Source organism: Salinicoccus halodurans, assembly GCF_900114445.1.
In the GTDB taxonomy this organism is placed as follows: Bacteria; Bacillota; Bacilli; order Staphylococcales; family Salinicoccaceae; genus Salinicoccus; species Salinicoccus halodurans.
On record NZ_FOTB01000001.1, the window covers coordinates 615895 to 638583 of the forward strand.

The following is a 22689-nucleotide window of genomic DNA, read 5'->3' on the forward strand; positions in this document are numbered from 1 at the left end:
TAGCTTCTTAATAATTCATTTTTTCTTTGAGGAAACTGTTCACTTCATCAATGTCGACGCGTGTCTGTTCCATAGTGTCGCGGTCACGGATTGTCACTTTGTTGTCCTCGAGGGAATCGAAGTCGAAAGTGATGCAGTAAGGTGTGCCGATTTCATCCTGTCTTCTGTAACGCTTTCCGATGGATTGTGATTCATCGAATTCGACGTTGAAATCACCGGCAATCTTTTCGTAGACTTTAATCGCTTCATCACTGAGCTTCTTGGAAAGCGGAAGTACTGCAGCTTTGAATGGTGCGAGCTGCGGATGGAAACGCAGAACAGTACGGGATTCGCCGTTTTCAAGTGTTTCCTCTTCATAGGCATCGCACAGGAATGCGAGTGTTACCCGGTCGAGCCCGAGTGAAGGCTCGATGCAGTATGGAATATATTTTTCACCGGTCTCCTGGTCGTGATATCTGAAATCTTCACCGGAATGCTCCATATGCTGGCGGAGGTCATAGTCTGTACGGCTTGCGATGCCCCAAAGTTCACCCCAGCCGAACGGGAATTTATACTCGATGTCTGTTGTTGCATTGGAGTAGTGGCTCAGCTCGTCTTCATCATGATCCCGAAATCTTGTGTTTTCAGTTTTCATGTGCAGGTCCGCAAGCCATTTCTCAGCAAAATCTTTCCAGTAATTCTGCCATTCGATCTCGGTGCCCGGTTTACAGAAGAACTCAAGTTCCATCTGGTCGAATTCACGGGTTCTGAATGTAAAATTACCCGGCGTGATTTCGTTACGGAATGATTTACCGACCTGGCCGATGCCGAAAGGCAGCTTTTTACGCATTGTGCGCTGTGCATTTTTATAGTTGACGAAAATGCCCTGTGCTGTTTCCGGTCGCAGGTACAGTTCGTTTGTTGATGACTCTGTAACCCCCTGGAATGTTTTGAACATCAGGTTGAACTGGCGGATATCAGTGTAATTGTGAGCGCCGCAGTTCGGGCATCGGATGTCACGATCATCGATGAGGCGTTTCATTTCTTCAAAGCTCAAACCGTCAGCGACAAAAGTATCATCTTCTTTCTGCATTACGTCTTCGATGATCTTATCCGCTCTGTGACGTGATTTACATTCTTTACAGTCAATCATCGGATCGTTGAAGTTACCCAGGTGCCCGGATGCTTCCCACGTTTTAGGGTTCATCAGTATTGCAGCATCAAGACCAACGTTGTACGGTGATTCCTGGATGAATTTTTTCCACCATGCATGTTTGACATTACTTTTAAGTTCCACACCCAGTGGACCGTAGTCCCATGTGTTGGCAAGACCGCCATAGATTTCACTACCTGGGAATACAAATCCCCTGGTTTTAGCTAAATTGACAATTGTATCCATTTCCATTTGAATCGGCTCCTTTTAAATATTGAGTTAATGTTGTATGGAGAAAAACACAAAAAGTCCCCGGACAACAATAGACGATTGTCATCCGGGGACGAGCGTAGCCCGCGGTTCCACCCCAATTAGTGTATACACTCCGCTTTTATATAATAGGTTGTTTTATCCATCATCTACGCCAATTAATATGTTAAGCTCACACCATCCTTAACTCGCTTCAGTATCATTATAGCCGGAGTTTGATTGTTCTGCAAACATTTGCTTATATTTCTTTATTGCCATGAATGTATTATAATTAGTTTGTTGGGAGTGATGGCATGGAATTGAACGAGAGACAAGAAAAAATACTTAAAATTGTGAAGCAGCACGGACCGATCACCGGAAGTAAAATTGCAGAGCAACTATCTCTGACTAGAGCCACACTGCGCCCTGACCTGGCTATACTTACGATGTCAGGCTATCTTGACGCAAGACCGAGGGTGGGGTATTTTTATACTGGAAAAGAGTCTGAAGAAGTAATGAGTTCCAAAATAAGAAATATCATTGTCAGTGATGTACAGAGCGTCCCTATTTTAATCAAGAAAGATACATCCATTTATGAAGCGATCGTCAAGATGTTTTTGGAAGACGTGGGGACGCTGTATGCGATAGATGAAGATAATGGCCTGGCCGGTGTCATATCCAGAAAAGACCTTTTAAGAGGAACGATGGGCGGCAATGATATAGAGAAAACACCGGTCAGTGTCATCATGACCCGTAAACCGAGTATCACTATTTGTTATCCAAATGATCTATTGATATATGCGGCAAATCAGCTGATTGAAAAGCAGATCGATTCGCTGCCTGTTGTTGAAAATCATGATGGCGTGGAACGCGTAATAGGAAGAATAACCAAAACGAATATTGCACGTGTATTTGTCAATCTCATGGAATAAGGAAGTGTTTGAATGTCTAAGTTGAAAGTGATTGTCGCCTCTGATTCTGTCGGTGAAACGGGAGAGCTGGTCGCAAAGGCCTGCCTTTCACAGTTCAATATTGATGAATCAGGTGAAGTACTGATCAGGTATCCTTATATAGAAACAGAGGAACATGTGGATGATGTAGTCGATCTTGCGAAAAGTAAGAATGCAATTGTAGTCTTCACCATCATTACACCGGATCTCCGCAAGTATATACAAAAGGAATTGAAAAGCGAAGAGATCCCTTCTGTGGATATCATGGGACCATTGATGAACGTCCTGGAAGGCAAAACAGAAGAACAGCCATACTATGAACCGGGACGTGTCCATAAGCTGGATGAAGATTACTTCAAGAAAATTGAAGCTATTGAATTTGCCGTAAAATATGATGACGGCAAAGATGCCGGCGGCCTGGACAAGGCGGATATCGTCCTTATCGGCGTATCCAGGACATCGAAAACGCCATTGTCCCAGTTCCTTGCGCTAAAAAAATACAAGGTGATGAACGTACCATTGGTGCCGGAAGTCGTTCCTCCCAAAGAGCTCTTTGGTGTAGATCCAAAAAAATGTGTCGGATTGAAAATCAATCCGCAGACATTGAATAAGATCAGGAAAGAACGTCTGACGCAGCTCGGACTGAAAGACACAGCAAGCTATGCAAATGATAAAAGAATCCAGGAAGAGCTGGACTACTTTAATAAAATCATTTCAAAAATAGGCTGTCCTGTAATTGACGTATCGGAAATGGCCATTGAAGAAACAGCGAATGAAATCATGAAATACGTCGATGGCCGAATAGATGTTAAGGGATGATGAGACTTGCGAATCTCTGAAGAGACAGTAGAAGCAGTTAAAAATGGGACCGACATTACTGAACTGGTTTCCAGTTATATAAAACTGGAAAAACGGGGCCGGAATTATGTCGGTCTCTGCCCGTTTCATGATGAAAAGACACCGTCATTCACAGTAAGTCCAGATAAGCAGATCTGTCATTGTTTCGGGTGTAAGAAGGGCGGCAATGTATTCCAGTTCTATATGGAAGTTGAGAACAAGACATTCACTGAGTCCGTGAGACTTCTCGGGAAGCCTCTCGGCATTGAAATAGAAGCGGACGAAGCCGGTGCGCCGGACAGTGACATGCAGCTGATCCGCATGCATGAATATCTGACTGACCTGTATCATCATATTCTGATGCATACCAATGAAGGTCAGCAGGCTTTGGATTATTTGACGGACAGAGGTTTTTCCGCCGACATCATACGGAAAGAAAAAATCGGCATTGCCCCCGATATGCGTGATTTCACAAAAAACGCCCTGTCTGAAAAAGGTTATTCCATGGAGCTTGCCTATCAGGCAGGACTGATTTCAAGAAATGAAGAGAACTTCTCATATTATGACAGATTCAGCGGCAGAATCATGATCCCCATACGCAACCATCAGGGCTATATTGTCGGATATACGGCCAGAAGCCTTGACGGCAGGGAACCAAAGTATCTGAACACCCCTGAAACACCAATCTTCCAAAAACGACAGCTTTTATATAATTTAAGTGATGCCAGAAAAGACATCCGCAAAAAAGACGAAGTCATTCTGATGGAAGGCCACCTTGATGTCGTGAAAGTAAAGATGACGGATGTCCAGAATATTGTCGGGCTGATGGGAACTGCACTGAGCGGAGAGAACATCCATACACTCAACCGCCTGGCATCAAACATCACTTTCATGTTCGACGGGGATGAGGCCGGCCAGAGCGCCCAGATGACACTTGGTGAGCAATTGCTCAAATCCGGTGCGAATGTTTATGTAATCTCGATACCAAAAGGATTGGACCCCGACGAATATATTGAAACCCGGGGGACGGAAGCATTTGAAACACTCGTAAAAAATGAAAGGAAACATTATATTCATTTTAAAGCTGACCAATTGCTTGAAGAGAGCCTGAATAACGATATGGCATTTTCGACCAATCTGAATTCCCTTGCTGAACAGCTGAAATTTGTCAAAGATGAAGTGACCAGGGAGAAATTGCTGCAGCACATTTCTAGTGCTTATAAAATAGATAAAAAATCGATTGAAAACAAGGTCCCCGCTGTAAATAAGAATTCCACTGGCAATGCAGCAAATACCGGCGTAATCAGACAGCTGCCGCTCCGTGAGCGTAAAGAAAGATACTTTTTACGCGCGATGATCAAGGATCGTGAATTGTTTAAAGAATTTGAAGATGATATTGATGAAGAAGTATTAACCACGCCTGATTATTATGTTATATTTAAAGGGTTGTGCGCATATTTTGACAACCAAGATGTATTTGATATATCCTCATTTAGCCAATATATAGAGGGAGGATTATTCAGTACTGTCGTTGAACTTGATAATATGCTGATCCATGATGACATTACAAGGGAAGAAATCAATGATTATCTCGAGGACCTAAGTGGTATTAGGAATAGTGAGAAAGAAAAACAGTCCCTTTATATGCAGCTTCAGGAAGCAGAAAATGACAACGACATTGAACTTCAAGCAAGGTTGGCACAGAAGTTGAACGATTTAAACATTCGTTACAAAAGGTGAGCGTAAAGTCTTACTAGGAGGGCTTTTAATGGCAGAGAAGAAAGAACAAACAACTGAAACTAAAGATGTCGAACTGTTCACTTCCGTTGAACAAGTTAAAAACTTTTTACTGGAGAGAGGTAAGAGTCAAGGACACCTTTCCCATGAAGAGATAGCTGATAAACTTTCAAGCTTCGAGCTGGATGCTGATGCTATGGACGAGTTCTTCGACGAATTGAACGAAAATGATATCCAACTCATAAACGAAAAAGATGCTACAGATACTGATGAAAAACTTAACCTCCATGATATGAGCGCACCGCCCGGTGTCAAAATCAATGACCCTGTAAGGATGTACCTGAAGGAAATAGGCAGAGTCGATCTGCTGAGTGCGCAGGAAGAAATTGAACTTGCCAAGAAGATAGAACAAGGGGATGAAGTTGCCAAAAGCCGTCTTGCGGAAGCAAACCTGCGCCTGGTGGTGAGTATCGCCAAGCGTTATGTAGGGCGCGGCATGCTGTTTTTGGACCTCATCCAGGAAGGTAACATGGGGCTGATCAAAGCCGTGGAAAAATTCGACTTCTCCAAAGGTTTCAAATTTTCCACTTACGCGACATGGTGGATCAGGCAGGCGATTACGAGAGCGATTGCCGACCAGGCAAGGACAATCCGCATCCCTGTGCATATGGTAGAAACGATCAACAAATTGATCCGTGTGCAGCGCCAGCTGCTTCAGGATCTTGGTCGTGAACCGATTCCAGAAGAAATAGGAGAGGAAATGGACCTGCCTGCTGAAAAAGTCAGGGAAATCCTTAAAATTGCCCAGGAGCCGGTATCACTCGAAACACCAATCGGTGAAGAAGATGACAGCCATCTGGGTGACTTCATTGAAGACCAGGAGGCACAGAGTCCGTCAGATCATGCCGCTTATGAACTGCTGAAAGAACAGTTGGAAGATGTGCTTGATACTCTGACCGACCGTGAAGAAAATGTACTGCGTCTGAGATTCGGACTTGATGACGGAAGAACCCGCACTCTTGAAGAAGTAGGCAAAGTTTTCGGTGTCACACGTGAGCGAATCAGGCAGATAGAGGCAAAAGCACTGAGAAAATTGAGGCATCCAAGCAGAAGCAAGAGACTCAAAGATTTCATGGATTGATTTTCAATAATCTAGTGTAATTTTTATTGAAAAAATCTTTTGACTTTACTGCGTTTTGATATACAATTAAATATGTGAATACGTATATGTAAAGAGATTAGGGGGGTTATTAAAGATGAATCGAAATCCTGTTATACCTTTTATACTTATTATTTTTCTGGGTATAGGACTCGTTTTTCTCCTTTCTTCCCAAGGAGCGACTTCTGATCAAGGAGAAGAAGAGCAAACTGCTTCCGAAGAAGGTGGAGGAGAAGAAGGTGCTTCAAGCGGTGACTTCGACGCTGAAGGTTTCGCCCGTGATAACTGTGCTTCCTGTCACGGTCAGGACTTCTCTGGCGGCATGGGACCAGCATTGGCGGGTACAAGCCTTGACGAAGCGACGTTCACTGAAACTGTAAGAAATGGTAAAGGCTCAATGCCCGCATTCAGCCAGGATCAGATCGCTGACGAAGATCTGACAGCACTTTACGAATTTATGGCAGGTCAATAATTGACAAAGAAACCTCCGCATATGATGTGGAGGTTTTATTTTTATTCATACAAATCCCCGACGGAGGAACTCTAGATGCTTGATGAGAGACTGACGAAAGTAGCAGCATATATAAAGGGCGGAACACTGGTGGATATTGGATCTGACCATGCGTATCTTCCTATTTATGCAATTAAAAATAACATCGTTCAAAATGCAATCTGCGGTGAGGTTGTAAAGGGACCTTTTGATTCCACAGTTGAAAATATAAAGTCACATGCACTGAAGGATAGAATCGAAGCCAGATTCGGTTCAGGACTCGAAATCGTGAACCATGATGATGACATTGATTCCATTACGATATGTGGCATGGGCGGACCCTTGATTGCGGATATTCTGAAAAGCGGATTTAAAAACGTGAAGGGGAAGCCGAGACTGGTGCTTCAGCCCAACACATATTCATATCCAGTGCGGAAGGCACTTGTGGATTTGGGATATTCAATAATAGAAGAGACTGTAATCAGAAATGGGCGGCATTTCTACGAAATCCTCGTTGCCGAAGCGGGGCACGCTTTCTATGATGAAAAGACATTGATGTTCGGTCCGGTGAATCTGCAGAAACGCGAGCAGGCGTTTATACAGAAACTGGAACGGGAACTCGAGCATCAGAAACGCATTCTCGCGAACTTGGAAATCAATTCAGGAAATCAGGAAAAAATCAATGAAATCCGTGAAAATATATACTTGCTGGAAGAGGTGTTATAAAAATGGATGTTAAAGCATTACTTGGTATTCTGGACAAAATTGCCCCATTCAATGACAGTGAGGACTGGGACAATACCGGACTTCTGGTCGGCGATATGAACGCTGAAGTGACTGGGATTCTGACAACACTTGATTGCGGTCCCGGGACAGTCGATGAAGCAATCGAAAAGGGTATGAATGTCATCGTGGCCCATCATCCTCTTATATTTCCTGAAGTTTCCTCTGTCACAGAGGAAGGTGTGGGTGCCATTATCCGCAAACTGATCAAAAATGATATAAGTCTGATCGCCATGCACACAAATCTGGATCATCAGCCAAAAGGTGTCAGCTACATGATTGCTGAACAGCTTGGGTTTGAGAACACGGAAATATTAATCAGACATCAGGAATACTACAAAAAACTGAGAATCAATATTCCGGCTGAAAATCGTGAACAATTGAAGCGCGATCTCTCTGAAGCCGGAGTCGGGGAGCAGGGAGATTATACTGAGTGTTTCTTCGAATACCCCGTAAGCGGGCAATTCAGACCAGGCGACGGAGCAAATCCCCATATCGGTGCCCGTGGCGAGCTTGAAAAGGTTGAGGAATATATAGTAGAAGCCATATACGAAGCTGCCCGAGAGACACAGGTGATAGAAGCACTGATCGCTTCCCATCCTTACGAAGAACCGGCATATGACATCCTTTCAATAAATAAACCGGGTGACAAAGGTCTGGGTGTTTCATTTGAGTATCAGGGAACCCTGGATGACCTCGTTTCACTGGTCGAAGAAAAATCCGGGCTGTCTGTAGTCAATGTGGTTAAAGGATCAGATGAAACTATCAATAAAGTAGCTGTGATCGGCGGGTCAGGTATGAGTTATATCGATGGGGCGTTCGCCTCCGGAGCTGATGTTCTTTTGACAGGTGACGTAAAATATCATGAAGCCTATGACGCAAAACTCGCAGACAGGAATATCATCGACACGGGCCATTATATGGAAGTTGCAATGGCTGAAGGATTGAAAAAATTAATAGCGGAAGAAATAGATATAAATGTAGAGGCTGCTAAGATATCTACTAATCCATTCTCATAAGAAAATCCCCGGCATTCAGAGTTTCAGCTCTGAATGCCGGGGATCAATATTATGAAGATTTTTTTATTCCATAATCTTAACTGGTTTCGGATTCCTGATTTTTGGCAGAATTTTATTTTTCGGTACGGTTGATTTAGGAGATTCTGCATTTTCTTTATCATATTTCTTAATATATTCAATAACTTCGCGAACAATCGGCGTTGGCGTTGATGCGCCCGCGGTGACGGCGACAGAATCAATGCCTTCCAACCACTCGGTCTTCAGTTCATCCAGGGAACTGATGCGGTATGCATTTGTATGGGCAATTTCCTTTGATACCTGAGTAAGGCGATTGGAGTTGTTACTCTTAGGATCGCCGACAACGATAAGGAGTTCTGCTTCCTGTGCCTGTTCAGCAACTGCTTCCTGACGGACCTGTGTTGCAAGACAGATCTCCTTATGCACTTCTATATGCGGGAATTGAAGTTTGAGCTGATCCATCAGATGTCCTACATCCCACTGACTCATGGTGGTCTGGTTCGTAACAATAAGTTTCTTGTTTGCAATATCATGAGGAAGTGCCTTGACATCATCAAGTGTTTCAACCAAATGAACCCTTTCCGGATTGACGCCTACGGCACCCTCCGGTTCAGGATGTCCTTTCTTGCCGATATAGATGACATCGTAGTCATCGGCAGTCTTCTCGCGGATCAGTTCATGTGTGATTTCCACATCCGGACATGTCGCGTCAATGCACGTCAGCCCTTTTTCTTTCGCTCTTTCCTTGACCTGGGGCGAAACACCGTGGGCTGTAAATACTACAGTGCCCTCGTTGATGTTTTCCAGGATTTCCAGACGGTTGGGACCATCCAGTGTGATGATACCATCCTCTTCAAATGCATCTGTCACATGTTTATTATGAACAATCATGCCTAGTATATATATCGGTCGGGGTAGTGACTTATCCATAGATGCATTTCGTGCAATCACCATGGCATCCACCACACCGTAACAATAGCCGCGCGGGGTAATTTTAATAATATCCATAGAAAGAATTCCTCCTTATATAGCATTATAACCAATATCGGGATGTTTTTAAATCATCTCGAGGTCTGATTAATGAATAATAGCATCACGGACATATTTCGGTTATAATTGAAGTCGAGTTTATTTATAGAAATCAGGTGAAACAATGAGTAATGCTTTTAAAAGATTCAACTTTGACGATAAAATGATGGAAGCGATAGATGAAATAAAATTTACACATCCAACACTGATCCAGGAACGGGTAATCCCTAAAATCCTGAAAGGCGATAATGTTGTCGCCCAGTCCGAGACTGGAAGTGGAAAGTCACACGCCTTCCTGCTTCCGATCGTTTACAAAGTGGATGCAGAAAAAGACCATCCACAGGCGGTCATTCTTGCACCAACAAGGGAGCTTGCCAAACAGCTTCATAAAATGACGATGGATCTTCTGAAGTCCTATCCCGAAATCCGTACAGCTGCCTTTATCGGCGGTACGGACTTGTCCAAGGATGAACAAAAAGCCGGCAGAACTCCTCATATTGTAATCGGTACGCCAACAAGAGTCAAAGATCTGATGCAGTCAGGTGCACTTGATCTCCACCTGGCCGACAGGGTGGTCATCGATGAGGCCGATCTGATGATCGATCTCGGATTCCTGGAACAGATTGATGAAATAGCGAGAGCACTGAGTGACGATGTCAGTCTTCTGGTATTCTCTGCCACCATCCCTGGGGCACTGCGTATTTTCCTGAAAAAATATATCGGGGAAGTTGAAACAATCATTATAGATACGCCTAAAAACAAGACGTCCATACATTACAGTCTTGTTCCGGTCCGCGGAGAAGAAAAACAGAATAAAGTTCTGGATATCGTACAGCATGTCACGCCTTACATCGGTCTGATTTTTGCAAATTCCCGTGAACGAGCAGATGCCTTGTTCGATCATCTGAACAGCGCGGGGGTATACGTCGGTCTTTTCCATGGCGGTCTCAAACCACGTGAACGTGCAAAAGAAATCAAGAAGATCAGGGCACTTGAATATGAATGGGTAGTCGCAAGTGACCTTGCGGCAAGAGGTCTGGATATTGACGGTGCTTCGCACGTCATCAACTATGACATTCCGAAAGAAATCGAATTCTTCACCCACAGAGTGGGGAGGGTCGGCCGCGGCGAATATGAAGGAACGGCGATCACACTGTATACCCCGGATGAAGAACATCTCATCAATCTGATTGAGAATAAAGGATATGCCTTCAACCATGAAGATTTCAAGCATGGTGAGTTCATTAAAATAAAATCGAGAACCCAGCGTGCTTCGAGAAAGAAAAAAGAGACAGGTCTCGAATCGAAACTCTCACACAGAGTGAAGCGTACTGGTAAAGTGAAGCCGGGCTATAAGAAAAAGATGAAAGCGGAAATGGATACTTTGAAAAGGGAAGAGCGCAGAAAGTATTCCATGAAAAATAAGAAAAAAAGATAAAAAGGATGAATAAGATGCTTTTAGGTTCCCATGTATCAATGAGTGGTAAAAAAATGCTGGAAGCAGCAAGTATGTCTGCAGAAAGTTATGGTGCCAACACATTTATGATCTATACGGGTGCGCCGCAAAACACCCGAAGAAAGAAGATAGAAGATCTAAATATCGAAGCAGGAAAAAAACATATGGAGGAACACGGCATCTCGAACATTGTCGTACACGCTCCATATATTATCAATATCGCAAATTCCGAACGTGAAGGTGTGTTTGAGCACGGGGTGGAATTTCTGCAGGAAGAGATCATCCGGACGGAGCATCTGGGCGCCAAACAGATTGTCCTGCACCCTGGCAGCCATGTCGGCACAGGTGCCGAACGAGGAATCGAATCCATCATCGAAGGCCTGAATGAAGTGCTGTCTTCCAAACAGGATGTTCAGATTGCACTTGAAACGATGGCTGGCAAAGGTTCAGAAGTGGGGAGAACATTCGATGAACTTGCAAAAATAATCGATGGTGTAACCAATAATGACAGGTTGAGCATATGTTTCGATACGTGTCACGTCCACGATGGAGGATACGATATCGTAAATGACTTCGACGGCGTCATCGAAGAATTCGACAAGACCATTGGCATTGACAAAATCAAAGTCCTCCATATTAATGACTCCAAAAATGAACGTGGTGCACATAAAGACCGTCATGAAAACATCGGTTTCGGACATATCGGTTTTGATGCTTTGACCCGTGTCATCAACCACCCGGAATTCAAGGATATTCCTAAAATACTGGAGACACCTTTTGTCGGTCCGGATAAGAAGAACAGGAATGCGCCTTACAAACATGAAATTGAAATGATCAGAAATGGCAGTTTCATTCCTGATCTGAAAGAGCAGATCAATCCGGATATTAAAGATCTCGTATAATAGTATTATTATAAAAGACTGTACCTCATTTTTGAGATGCAGTCTTTTATTTCGTAATGATTCCTATTTACAAATCGTAATGATTCCTGTATTATATTGTAATGACTAAAACTAAAGGAGCAATTGGAATGGAGCACCCAATATTTGAGATAGAAAATCTCTCCTACACTTATAAAGATAAAATGGAAACAACCCCTGCTCTTAAAAACATCAACCTTAAAATAGACAAAGGTGATTTTGTTGCACTGGTTGGTCCAAATGGATCGGGAAAAACGACATTGATCAAGCTCATCCTGGGTGTCATCAAACCACAAAAAGGTGAGATCTCCATAAATGGTAAAAGTCTTAGAAATTTCAATGCCTGGCAGGAAGTAGGCTATGTATCACAGAAATCCAACAGTTTTTCAAAAGGATTCCCTGCAACTGTAAGAGAAGTCGTATTGAGCGGACTGACAAAAGAAAAAGGTCTGTTTAAACGTTTCAACAGGAATGATGGAAAAAAGTTGGATGATGTATTGAAACTGTTGAATATAAGCGATCTCAAAGAGAAGAATATTTCTCTTTTATCCGGTGGGCAGACACAGCGTGTTTTCATTGCACGGGCACTGATCAGCAACCCGAGCATACTGGTGTTGGATGAGCCGACAGTCGGCATTGATGCGAAACATGTCAAGGAATTTTATGATGTCCTTCTGACACTGAAAGAAAAATCAGTGACCATCCTGCTCGTGACTCATGATATCGGTGTCGTTGTCGATCATGCCGACGAAGTCGCATGTCTGAATGAACATCTGCATTTCCATGGGACAAATCACGAATTCAAAAATCTGGGCGAAGCAGAATTGTCCAAAATCTACGGTTTTCCGCTGCAGCTTGTCAGCCATGACCATGAAAGGGAGTGCTGCAGTTGATCCAGGCATTGATGGAATATGACTTCATGAGGTTCTCATTTATAAGTGGACTTATTGTAGGTCTTATTGCACCACTTATAGGAACATTCATCGTCATCCGCAGATTGTCACTTATTGCCGATGCACTCAGCCATGTCACACTGGGCGGCATCACTTTCGGAGTTTATCTTTCATCCCTGATCGGGACAACGATAAATCCTCTGATTACAGGCATACTGTTCTCTGTTGCAGGTGCACTCGGAATCGAGAGACTCAGAACAGTCTATAAGCATTACCAGGAACTGGCGATTCCAATCATCATGAGCTTCGGCATCGCACTCAGTGTATTGTTCCTTTCACTGGCAGATGGGTTCAACCAGGATTTGTTCGGTTATCTTTTCGGCAGTATCAGTGCTGTGAGTATTTCAGATCTGATACTTATCGCAGTAATCGGCGTTATCGTCCTCACATTCATATATCTGTTTTATAAGGAAATGCTGTTGGTTTCATTCGATGAAGAATATGCAAACGTAATGAATATCAGCAAGTGGATTCATTTCATGTTCATCATCGTCGTTGCACTCGTCATCAGTGCCTCGATGAGAATTGTTGGAATACTGCTTGTCAGTGCTCTGATGACACTGCCGGTTGCTTCGGCAATGCGGGTAACTTCGAGCTTCAGACAGCTTATGATATTCAGTGTGATATTAGGCGAGGCATCAGTAATTGCGGGCCTTTTCCTGAGCTTCTATCTTAATATTTCACCCGGCGGCACAATCGTCCTTGTTTCTATATTAATATTATTGGTTACAATTCTTCTTGACCGTATGGGAGTGAGTAAAAATGACACAACAACTGAATCAGTACAAGGATAAATTAAAAGAGAAAAAACTTAAAATTACAGATAAACGTATGAGAATGATCGATCTGTTTTTGGATGAAGAAAGATATTTAAGCGCCAGGGAAGTACAGGAAAAGATGAATAAAGAGTTCCCGGGCATCAGTTATGATACAATCTATCGTAATTTATATACATTGAATGATATTGAAGTATTGGAGAAAACAACATTCGATGGAGAGATGCAGTATAAAATTTCATGCACCTCACATCATCATCATCATTTCATCTGCAACAGCTGCGGTGATACCAAAGTAATTCATTACTGTCCAGTCGATACATGGGCAGATGAATTGAATGATGTCGAGATTACGAATCACAAAGTCGAACTTTATGGTCTGTGCAAATCATGCAGATAAATTCAAAGGGCAGCCTGTCACACAGATGACAGGCTGCCCTTTACTGTTCCGGTCTATATTCAAGTATTAAAAAAATGCCACCGGTATAATTTCCCGGCGGCTGCAGCCAAATACGATATCTATGATTTTGCTGCTTCTTCTTTCGCTTGTCGTTCTTTTTCAAAATGTTCTTCAGCAAGAATATCGATTTCTTTCTTAAGCTCATCGACCATTGTTTCCTCCGGTACTTTACGAACAGTTTTGCCGTGCATGAACAGAAGTCCTTCGCCGCGTGCACCGGCAATTCCGATATCTGCTTCCCTTGCTTCACCCGGTCCGTTTACTGCACAGCCGAGTACTGCGACTTTCAGTGGTGCTTTTATATTAGAAATGTATTCTTCAACTTCATTGGCAATGGCAATCAGGTCGATTTCAATCCTTCCGCATGTAGGGCAGGCGATGAGTGTTGCTGCATTACTTGCAAGACCATAGCTCTTGAGTACTTCTTTCGCAACTTTCACTTCTTCAACAGGGTCTGCTGAAAGTGACACCCTCATTGTGTTGCCGATACCTCTCGAGATGATTGCGCCGAGGCCCGCTGCACTCTTAACAGTTCCGGCAAACAATGTGCCACTTTCTGTAATGCCGAGATGCAGTGGATAATCAAATGCTGCAGCTGCTTTCTCATACGCTTCAATCGCAAGATTCACATCTGAAGCTTTCATTGAGACGATGATGTCGTGGAAATCAAGCTCTTCCAAAATTTTGATATGGTGCAGTGCACTTTCCACCATACCATCTGCAGTAGGGTAACCATATTTTTTGATGATATGTTTTTCGAGACTTCCCGCGTTCACTCCGATACGGATCGGGATACCTTTTGCTTTGCAGGCTTCAACAACAGCTTCCACTTTTTCGCGGCGGCCAATGTTGCCCGGGTTGATACGGATTTTATCTGCGCCGCCTTCAACAGCGAGTAAAGCCAGCTTGTAATCAAAATGGATATCAACGACGAGTGGAATATTTATGCGTTTCTTTATTTCCGGAATCGCAAGGGCATCTTCCTCTTTCGGGCATGCTACCCGTACGATCTGACATCCTGCTTCTTCCAGCCGATGAATTTCATTTACAGTCGCTTCCACATCATGAGTTTTCGTCGTTGTCATGCTCTGAATGATTATCTGATCGGCTCCGCCGATGGTAAGATCGCCAACTTTAACCGGTCTTGTTTTAGTACGGTGTGTAATTTGAGACATAACCAAACTCCTCATAATTAATGATTCTCTGAATCAAATGCTATTATACTAGATATTCTGTAAAAATGTAAATGTAGTGCATCCAAGATTACGTTTTCATCACAGGAAGTTTCCTGAAGTAGTGATAATAGAACGGCAATGACAGGAAATACAGCCACCACAGGCTCAATCCTGAAAAAATGGTGATGACTATGATCGGGATAAGCATAAGGACCGTGATGAACGATGATATTTTAAACCAGTTCATGAGCCTTGATTTTTTCTTAGCAGCAACAGCCGCGAGATGAAGTATATAATTCCCTGCCCACATCAGAATAACTGCAAAAAACGTGATGAGCGCAAGATACAGGACGCTGTAGACCATAACATAGAAATAGAGACTTGAAGTTTGCTGATCAATGAAGGTTTTCAAATCTTCATCATTATTGACCTGTCCGATATAGGAATAATCCAGGCCGGAATCCTGTACATCTTTTATATATATGCCGTCTTTCAGAAAACCTATAAAGACATCCTCACCAATTTCATCCACATTTCCAGTTTCCAGGTCCTCTGTGAATAAAATCTCTCTGCCCCCGGCGGTGACTGTTCCCGTCTGGCCGGCATATTCGCCGTTTATAATTTCGAAATCCGGCACCTCGGATTCAATATCACCTATCCCCGATGCTGCCTGAACCGTCTGGAAAAGGGTGATGATGTTCGGCAGGGAAACCAGGAGTGAAATGATGAATATATTGAGAAGCAGCTGTCTGAAGTTCACTGTTCTGAATAAGGGATATTTCTCAAATGTAAGTATGCGTTTAAAAAAAGTGAGATATTTCATTGGTATCCATTGTCCTTTTTTACTATTTGTATAAATATATTCTTTCCATAAATAATTTAATCATACAAAGGGCTGAAAAGAATACAGATAAATCAATACATTTGTTATTTTAACATCGAATTGATATATTTAGTATGTAATCAATAATATTTGGAGGGGAATTTACTATGGCTTTTGAACTACCAGAACTACCTTATGCTTATGATGCGTTGGAACCACATTTCGACAAAGAAACTATGGAAATCCACCATTCTAAACACCACAACACTTATGTCACTAAACTGAATGATGCTGTTCAGGGTACAGACCTTGAAAGCAAATCAATTGAAGAGATCATTAAGAATCTGGATTCAGTGCCAGAAGATAAGAAAACTGCTGTCAGAAACAACGGCGGCGGTCACTTGAACCACTCACTATTCTGGAAACTTCTCACTCCGGACGCAAAAGAAGTATCCGGCGAAGTCAAAGATGCAATCGAATCCAAATTCGGATCAATCGATGAATTCAAAGAGAAATTCGAAGCTGCAGGCGCAGCACGTTTTGGTTCAGGCTGGGCATGGCTGGTTGTAAACAACGGTGAACTTGAAATCGTTTCTACTCCTAACCAGGACAACCCTGTATCTGAAGGTAAGACTCCAATCCTCGGCGTTGACGTCTGGGAGCACGCTTACTACTTGAAATACCAGAACAAACGCCCGGAATACCTCAAAGCATTCTGGAATGTTGTAAACTGGGATAAAGTCAACGAACTTTACAGCAATGCAAAATAATCAATTGAAATTTTTTGGACGGGATACTGATCCCGTCTTTTTTTATGAATTTATTGATCCCGGTCAATTTTATTCTGCAGTCCTTTACTTAAAATATAAGTAAAGGCCGATGATTCTGTCATTGGCTGAAGGAGGAGCAGAGCATGAAAAAAGCAATTGCTGTTCTTGTGATGGGGTTCTTGCTTTCATCCTGCAGTGTTCCTGCAGACACCGTCGTACTGCCAGAACCTGTACCTTATCAGAAGCTGGGTGACCACTCTGAAGGAATCACTATGACATTGGAAGAAGATACTTTTTACACGCAGCCGGAATACATGAATATTTCACTGGTGAACAGAGGAAGTGAGAGCTATCATTACGGCACATTTTATCAGCTGGAATATAAATCGGACGGTTTTTGGCATATTGTACCCTACAGAGACAATGTTTTCGCCAAGTATCCCGATTTTAAAAATACTGGACGGATGATGCTGCCGGACCACGGTGCTGACCAGGTCTATTCACCGAAAAAACTTGACCTGCGGCTTTTCTCAGGTGAATACAGACTGGTGAAGACTTTCGTACATTCAGATTTCAATTATACTGTGACCGTTGCCGTGCCTTTTAAAATCACTGATCGACAAATCGAGAAATGAATCTGTTTTGTTTTCAATACAGTTGTGAAGGAGGGTGGTAAGATACTACTATTATAAATATAGGCGAAACAGATTTTAATTGTAATATTTTCGTCTTCGATTTATGATAGAATAGCTTTACAGATTGAGTTGTAAAAAGGATTGAGTTGTATTGAAAAGAGCAAAAATTAAAAGTCTTGCGGCCATAAACAGGCAAATATTAAAATCCAGGATCAATATAATAATGCTTGTTGTATTCCTGCTTTGCCTGACACTCATCTTCAGACTGGGCTACCTCCAGATTGTACAGGGGGATACTTACCAGGAAGAAGTGGAGAATGCACAATATGTGGAGATTAATCAGAGTGTGCCGCGGGGAGAGATTTATGACCGCAATGGTAATCTGCTGGTAGGGAATGAATCCCAGCGTGCCATCTACTTCACACGGCACCGCAATATGAATTCAGGCGAAATCATGGATCTGGCAAATGAACTGAGCGGATACATAAATATGGATACTGAAACGATCACGCTCAGGGATAAGCAGGACTATCTTATCGGCCAATACCCTGAGGAAGTAGAGTCCATCATGAGCAATGAAGTCACACTGCTCGAAGACGGCAACATCACCCAGGATCAGTTCAATGAAGAATTATACAGCCGGGTGACTGAAGAACAGCTGGATGAGATTCTGACAGAAGAAGATCTGAATACACTTGCTATATATGTAAAGATGATCAATGCGAAAGAGCTGAATCCGGTAATCATAAAAAGTGGAGATGTCACCGAGGAAGAGTTTGCCAAAGTTAATGAATCATTGGAAGAGCTTGACGGAATCACTACTGGAATGGACTGGCAGAGACATTATCCTTATGACGATACTCTAAAAACAGTTTTCGGGGAAGTTTCTTCATCTGAAGAAGGGCTGCCTAAAGAACTGCTCAATTATTATATGGCCAGAGGCTATTCGAGAAACGACAGGGTAGGCAAGACGTATCTGGAGTTCCAATATGAGAATGTACTCCGCGGCGAGAAGGAGCAGGTCAAATATTCTACGGATAAATCCGGTGAAATCATTAACCAGGAAGTGATAAAGCCAGGTGTGGCCGGAGATGACCTCTACCTGACGATTGATATCGAGCTGCAACAGGAGCTTGAGGAGCTGGCGGAACATCATCTTACTTCATTAAGGGAACTTGCAGAAGATGCGGCCGACCGCAACGAACAGAACGGGGATGTCGATTATACGATCATTCCGGACCACATGGACACTGTCGTACTGGTAGTACAGGATCCGAACAATGGTGATGTACTTGCAATGGTCGGTAAGAGGTTGAACGATGAAGGTGAAATTGTCAATTATAACTACGGGGCTCTGACATCCACCTATGTTGTAGGTTCATCAATCAAGGGTGCGACCGTAACGACAGGGTATCAGAATGACGTCATCGAAGCAGGCGAGTTCATGATCGATGAACCGCTGACATTCGCTGATGGTACGAGCAAGAGTTCCTTCTTCAACAGAGAGGGCGGAGTCAGAATTGATGATCAGGAAGCTCTGATGGTCTCTTCCAACGTCTATATGTTCAAAATTGCACTTAGAATGGCAGGTTTGAATTATTATGATGGCATGCCGCTGCCTAACGATATAGAAGAAGCGGGCCACAAATTGAGGAACGGCCTGAACCAGTTCGGCCTGGGTGTCTCCACTGGAATCGACCTGCCGAATGAGGCGACCGGACTCAGTCCTGAATTAAAACACAACCCGGGGAATTATATTGATCTTGCAATAGGGCAGTATGATACTTATTCAGCACTGCAGCTGTCGCAATATGTATCGACGATTGCCAATGACGGACAACGGGTTCAGCTTCATCTAGGAAAAGAAGTAAGAGGCAGTGATTCAAATGCTGATGGACCGATTTTGCAATCATTCAATGGCAAGGTATTGAATAATGTCAAGTACACCGAAGCCCAGCTCAATCAGATTCAAGAGGGATTCTATGATGCTTTCAACACACATGATGAGGCAACGGACAGATATGGTACCGGTTGGGACGCCTATCATGAAATCGAGCCGGAGGCCGCTGGTAAAACGGGAACAGCCGAAGCATACAAAGATGGCGATCCGGTTCTTAACCAGACTTACGTAGGGTATGCGCCTTATGACAATCCTGAAATGGCATTTTCCGTTATTTTCCCGAATATGCCAAATACAATCCCGTTCTTCCCGGCACAATACCTTGGACGGGATGTCATAAACAAATACTTTGAAGTGGTACATGGAGAAGAGGAAGTACCTGAATATCAATATGAACTGAGTGAGTTCTATCCTAAGCTGGTATATGGAAGTTATTAATGAGAACCACCCAAATGGGTGGTTTTTTTATGTCTTTACATAATCTTTACAAACCTTTCATTTCAAATTTACATTCAACCATTAAAGTATAAATGTAAGCAAATCACATATATTCTACTGGAGGAATTTAAGAATGAAAAAGAGTATGTTTCTTGCAGCACTGCTGATGAGCTTAATGTTCATACTTGCAGCTTGTGGCGGAGGTAACGCTGAAGATCCGACCAGCGGGGAAGGCAATGAAGCTTCGGGTGAGTCCGGAGGGGGCTCTGAAGAAGGTTCCGGTGAATCAGGCGGTTCAATCATCGGTGACGGTTCTTCTACAGTATTCCCTATCATGGAAATCATCAACGAAGAGTTCAATGCTGAACATGGTATGGCTGCTGAAATCGGAGTTTCCGGTACAGGCGCAGGTTTTGAAAGATTCACTGCAGGCGAAACTGACTTCCAGAATGCTTCCCGTGATATCAAAGAGGAAGAAGTTGCTGCTCTGGAAGAAGCAGGAATCGAATATACAGAATTCCTTGTTGGTACAGACGGATTGACTGTTGCAGTCAGCCAGGAGAACGATTTCATCGACAGTCTGACTTTCGATGAACTTTATACAATCTACAGTGGTGAAGCTGAATCCTGGAGCGATGTGCGTGAAGACTTCCCTGATGAACCCATCACTGCCTACGGACCTGACCAATCTCATGGAACACACGATTTCTTCAAAGAAGAAGTCATGAATGACGAGGACGTACAAGCTGAACTTATACAGGATACGAATCAGGTTGTCTCTTCTGTAACAGCTGACCCTAATTCAATCGGTTTCTTCGGCTACAGCTTCTACCTGAACAATCAGGATACTTTGAAAGCAGTACCTATCCAGGGACCTGACAGCGAAGAAGCGATTGAACCTACGGACGAGACAGTACAAAGCTACGAATATCCATTATCCCGTCCGCTGTTTGTCTATGCTAAGAATGAATCGCTTGAGAACAATGAATCATTCAGGACATTTATGGAATTCACACTTGAGAATGCTGCAATGGCAGCAGAAGAAACTGGGTACGTAGCGCTTCCTGAGGAAGACTACCAGGAACAGATTGACCAATTGCCATAAGTCATGACAATGAGAAATGGACGGGATCACCCGTCCATTTTTCAAGTATTTTTAAGCGAGGTTTATTATGAACGAATATAATATACGGGAAATGATTCAAAATAATAAAAACAACAAGAGCACAAAATTTATAGAAAAAGCTGTGCCAACCATACTCTTTATCATTACTTCTGTTTCAATTCTTACTACCATTGGAATTTTATATACTTTACTATCTGAAACGTTTATTTTCTTTACAAGAGTATCCTTCATCGAATTCATCACTGCAACCGAATGGAAAGCATTCAGCAGTAATCCTTCATTCGGTATCATTGCATTGATTATGGGAACTTTGAAAATAGTGGTCATAGCAACAATGGTTGCTGTTCCAGTCGGATTGGGGGCCGCAATCTATCTGAGTGAGTATGCAACTGACCGGATTAGAAGAATAGTCAAACCTATTCTTGAAATTCTGGCGGGTATCCCGACAGTCGTTTACGGTACGTTCGCAATCACCTTTGTAACACCGTTGATCAGGGAGATGTTTCCAGGAGTCAGTCTCTACAATGCGATATCTCCAGGTGTCGTTGTTGGCATAATGATCGTCCCGATGATTGCCAGCCTGAGTGAGGATGCGATGAGTTCTGTACCAGGCACAACAAGGGAAGGTTCCCTCGCACTCGGGGCAACCCGGCTGGAAACGGTATTCAAGGTTATTCTGCCAGCGGCTGCTTCCGGAATCATCGCCTCATTTGTACTTGGGATTTCCCGTGCAATCGGGGAGACGATGATCGTATCCATCGCAGCGGGCAGTACCCCGGGCGCTGATTTTGATCTGACTTCATCACTGCAGACAATGACTGGTTTTATTGTGCAGGTCACTTCGGGTGATGCAGCGTTTGGCACAGACCTTTATTACAGTTTGTATGCTGTCGGTATGACACTGTTCCTTTTCACACTGATTATGAACCTTGCAGCACAGTGGATCACCAAAAAATTCAAGGAGGAATACTAAGATGCAGCTTGTAGACAAAGACCAAGTCGCCAAATCTTTGGGCGGCAGACAACTTTTAAACAAATCGATGAAATTTTTATTCCTTCTGTGTACTTTGGTTGGTCTTGTAGTGCTGGTCACTTTAATAGTGGATACAGTATTGGACGGATGGAGTCATCTCACGTGGGATTTCCTGACAAGTTTCAGTTCCAGTCGTCCTGAGAGTGCCGGTATTTACGGTGCCATCATCGGATCGGTCTGGCTGATGGCTGTCACAGCGCCTGTAGCGATTGTACTGTCCGTCGGTACAGCACTCTATCTTGAAGAATACGCACCGAAAAATAGAATTACTAATTTCATCACAGTAAACATTTCAAATCTTGCAGGTGTGCCGTCCGTGGTATTCGGTCTGCTCGGTTTAACAATTTTCGTAAGACAGTTGTCACTCGGCAACTCTGTTCTCGCAGCCGGTCTGACTCTGGCTCTCATGATCATGCCGGTAATTGTCGTTGCAGCACAGGAAGCAATTAGAGCAGTACCAAGTTCCGTCCGTGAAGCATCGACCGGCATGGGGGCAACCAAATGGCAGACCGTTTCAAGAATAATTCTTCCGGCAGCCATTCCGGGAATAATCACCGGCATCATTCTTGCACTGTCCCGTGCAATTGGTGAAACGGCGCCATTGGTCGTTATTGGCGTGCCGGTGTCCTTACTCGTAACACCAAACGGTGTATTTGATACATTCCAGGCACTGCCGATGCAGATTTATAACTGGGTTAAGATGCCGCAGGAAGAGTTTCAGTATTTAACTGCAGCAGGAATTATCATTCTTCTACTCATCTTATTCTTAATGAACTCCGTCGCAATTTATATCCGTAACAAATATTCTAAAAGGTTTTAAT

The 22689-nt window shown here is 43.2% G+C and carries 22 protein-coding genes; 18 read left to right on the top strand and 4 right to left on the bottom strand.

Features of this window, described 5'->3' with window-relative positions:
• Window positions 1-7: 7 nt before the first annotated feature.
• Window positions 8-1384, bottom strand: a complete 1377-nt coding sequence (locus BM271_RS03090) for a glycine--tRNA ligase (RefSeq protein ID WP_046790168.1) — start codon at window positions 1382-1384, stop codon at window positions 8-10.
• A gap of 311 nt (window positions 1385-1695) precedes the next feature.
• Between BM271_RS03090 and ccpN the strand changes: the two genes are divergently transcribed.
• From ccpN to BM271_RS03125, 7 genes are all read left to right on the top strand, one after another.
• Complete coding sequence (gene ccpN / locus BM271_RS03095; RefSeq protein WP_046790169.1) at window positions 1696-2313, top strand: transcriptional regulator CcpN; 618 nt, start codon at window positions 1696-1698, stop codon at window positions 2311-2313.
• A gap of 12 nt (window positions 2314-2325) precedes the next feature.
• A complete protein-coding gene (locus tag BM271_RS03100; RefSeq protein WP_046790170.1) occupies window positions 2326-3150 on the top strand; it encodes a pyruvate, water dikinase regulatory protein in 825 nt (274 codons plus the stop codon).
• Between the two features lie 6 nt (window positions 3151-3156).
• Window positions 3157-4908 carry a DNA primase gene (gene dnaG, locus BM271_RS03105; RefSeq protein ID WP_046790171.1) on the top strand — a complete coding sequence of 584 codons (1752 nt, stop codon included), beginning with the start codon at window positions 3157-3159 and terminating at the stop codon, window positions 4906-4908.
• Between the two features lie 28 nt (window positions 4909-4936).
• A complete protein-coding gene (gene rpoD, locus BM271_RS03110; RefSeq protein ID WP_046790172.1) occupies window positions 4937-6046 on the top strand; it encodes an RNA polymerase sigma factor RpoD in 1110 nt (369 codons plus the stop codon).
• Between the two features lie 115 nt (window positions 6047-6161).
• Complete coding sequence (locus tag BM271_RS03115; protein WP_046790173.1) at window positions 6162-6536, top strand: c-type cytochrome; 375 nt, start codon at window positions 6162-6164, stop codon at window positions 6534-6536.
• Window positions 6537-6611: 75 nt separating this feature from the next.
• Complete coding sequence (locus tag BM271_RS03120; protein WP_046790174.1) at window positions 6612-7280, top strand: tRNA (adenine(22)-N(1))-methyltransferase; 669 nt, start codon at window positions 6612-6614, stop codon at window positions 7278-7280.
• A 2-nt stretch (window positions 7281-7282) separates the two neighbouring features.
• Window positions 7283-8356: a Nif3-like dinuclear metal center hexameric protein gene (locus BM271_RS03125; RefSeq protein WP_046790175.1), complete on the top strand. Its 1074-nt coding sequence runs from the start codon at window positions 7283-7285 to the stop codon at window positions 8354-8356.
• 63 nt (window positions 8357-8419) lie between these two features.
• Here the strand turns inward: BM271_RS03125 and BM271_RS03130 are convergent, their stop codons facing one another.
• On the bottom strand, window positions 8420-9382 hold the full coding sequence (locus tag BM271_RS03130) for a 4-hydroxy-3-methylbut-2-enyl diphosphate reductase (protein ID WP_046790176.1): 963 nt from the start codon (window positions 9380-9382) through the stop codon (window positions 8420-8422).
• Window positions 9383-9527: 145 nt separating this feature from the next.
• Between BM271_RS03130 and BM271_RS03135 the strand changes: the two genes are divergently transcribed.
• From BM271_RS03135 to BM271_RS03155, 5 genes are all read left to right on the top strand, one after another.
• Window positions 9528-10841 carry a DEAD/DEAH box helicase gene (locus BM271_RS03135; RefSeq protein WP_046790177.1) on the top strand — a complete coding sequence of 438 codons (1314 nt, stop codon included), beginning with the start codon at window positions 9528-9530 and terminating at the stop codon, window positions 10839-10841.
• A gap of 14 nt (window positions 10842-10855) precedes the next feature.
• Window positions 10856-11761, top strand: coding sequence for a deoxyribonuclease IV (locus BM271_RS03140; protein WP_046790178.1), 906 nt, complete (start codon window positions 10856-10858; stop codon window positions 11759-11761).
• Between the two features lie 128 nt (window positions 11762-11889).
• Entirely contained in the window at window positions 11890-12672 is a 783-nt protein-coding gene (locus BM271_RS03145; protein ID WP_046790179.1) for a metal ABC transporter ATP-binding protein, read from the top strand.
• Window positions 12669-13526 carry a metal ABC transporter permease gene (locus BM271_RS03150; RefSeq protein ID WP_046790180.1) on the top strand — a complete coding sequence of 286 codons (858 nt, stop codon included), beginning with the start codon at window positions 12669-12671 and terminating at the stop codon, window positions 13524-13526. The genes BM271_RS03145 and BM271_RS03150 overlap by 4 nt, the downstream gene beginning before the upstream one ends.
• Window positions 13495-13908, top strand: a complete 414-nt coding sequence (locus BM271_RS03155) for a Fur family transcriptional regulator (protein ID WP_046790181.1) — start codon at window positions 13495-13497, stop codon at window positions 13906-13908. Before BM271_RS03150 ends, BM271_RS03155 begins: the two co-directional genes overlap by 32 nt.
• A gap of 119 nt (window positions 13909-14027) precedes the next feature.
• Here the strand turns inward: BM271_RS03155 and ispG are convergent, their stop codons facing one another.
• Window positions 14028-15143, bottom strand: a complete 1116-nt coding sequence (gene ispG, locus BM271_RS03160) for a flavodoxin-dependent (E)-4-hydroxy-3-methylbut-2-enyl-diphosphate synthase (protein WP_046790182.1) — start codon at window positions 15141-15143, stop codon at window positions 14028-14030.
• An 88-nt stretch (window positions 15144-15231) separates the two neighbouring features.
• The gene (locus BM271_RS03165) at window positions 15232-15966 is read right to left on the bottom strand and encodes a DUF1189 family protein (protein WP_046790183.1); all 735 of its coding nucleotides are present in this window, start codon (window positions 15964-15966) and stop codon (window positions 15232-15234) included.
• Between the two features lie 167 nt (window positions 15967-16133).
• On the opposite strand from BM271_RS03165, the gene BM271_RS03170 reads away from it, so the two are divergent.
• From BM271_RS03170 to pstA, 6 genes are all read left to right on the top strand, one after another.
• Window positions 16134-16736 carry a superoxide dismutase gene (locus BM271_RS03170; RefSeq protein ID WP_046790184.1) on the top strand — a complete coding sequence of 201 codons (603 nt, stop codon included), beginning with the start codon at window positions 16134-16136 and terminating at the stop codon, window positions 16734-16736.
• 143 nt (window positions 16737-16879) lie between these two features.
• Window positions 16880-17371 (top strand): immunoglobulin-like domain-containing protein, encoded by a 492-nt coding sequence (locus BM271_RS03175; protein WP_046790185.1) that lies wholly within the window; start codon window positions 16880-16882, stop codon window positions 17369-17371.
• A gap of 151 nt (window positions 17372-17522) precedes the next feature.
• Window positions 17523-19709 carry a peptidoglycan D,D-transpeptidase FtsI family protein gene (locus tag BM271_RS03180; protein WP_046790186.1) on the top strand — a complete coding sequence of 729 codons (2187 nt, stop codon included), beginning with the start codon at window positions 17523-17525 and terminating at the stop codon, window positions 19707-19709.
• Window positions 19710-19842: 133 nt separating this feature from the next.
• Window positions 19843-20814, top strand: coding sequence for a phosphate ABC transporter substrate-binding protein PstS family protein (locus BM271_RS03185; protein ID WP_046790187.1), 972 nt, complete (start codon window positions 19843-19845; stop codon window positions 20812-20814).
• Window positions 20815-20881: 67 nt separating this feature from the next.
• Window positions 20882-21808 carry a phosphate ABC transporter permease subunit PstC gene (gene pstC / locus BM271_RS03190; protein WP_420806921.1) on the top strand — a complete coding sequence of 309 codons (927 nt, stop codon included), beginning with the start codon at window positions 20882-20884 and terminating at the stop codon, window positions 21806-21808.
• A 1-nt stretch (window position 21809) separates the two neighbouring features.
• The gene (gene pstA / locus BM271_RS03195) at window positions 21810-22688 is read left to right on the top strand and encodes a phosphate ABC transporter permease PstA (protein ID WP_046790189.1); all 879 of its coding nucleotides are present in this window, start codon (window positions 21810-21812) and stop codon (window positions 22686-22688) included.
• Window position 22689: the final 1 nt, after the last annotated feature.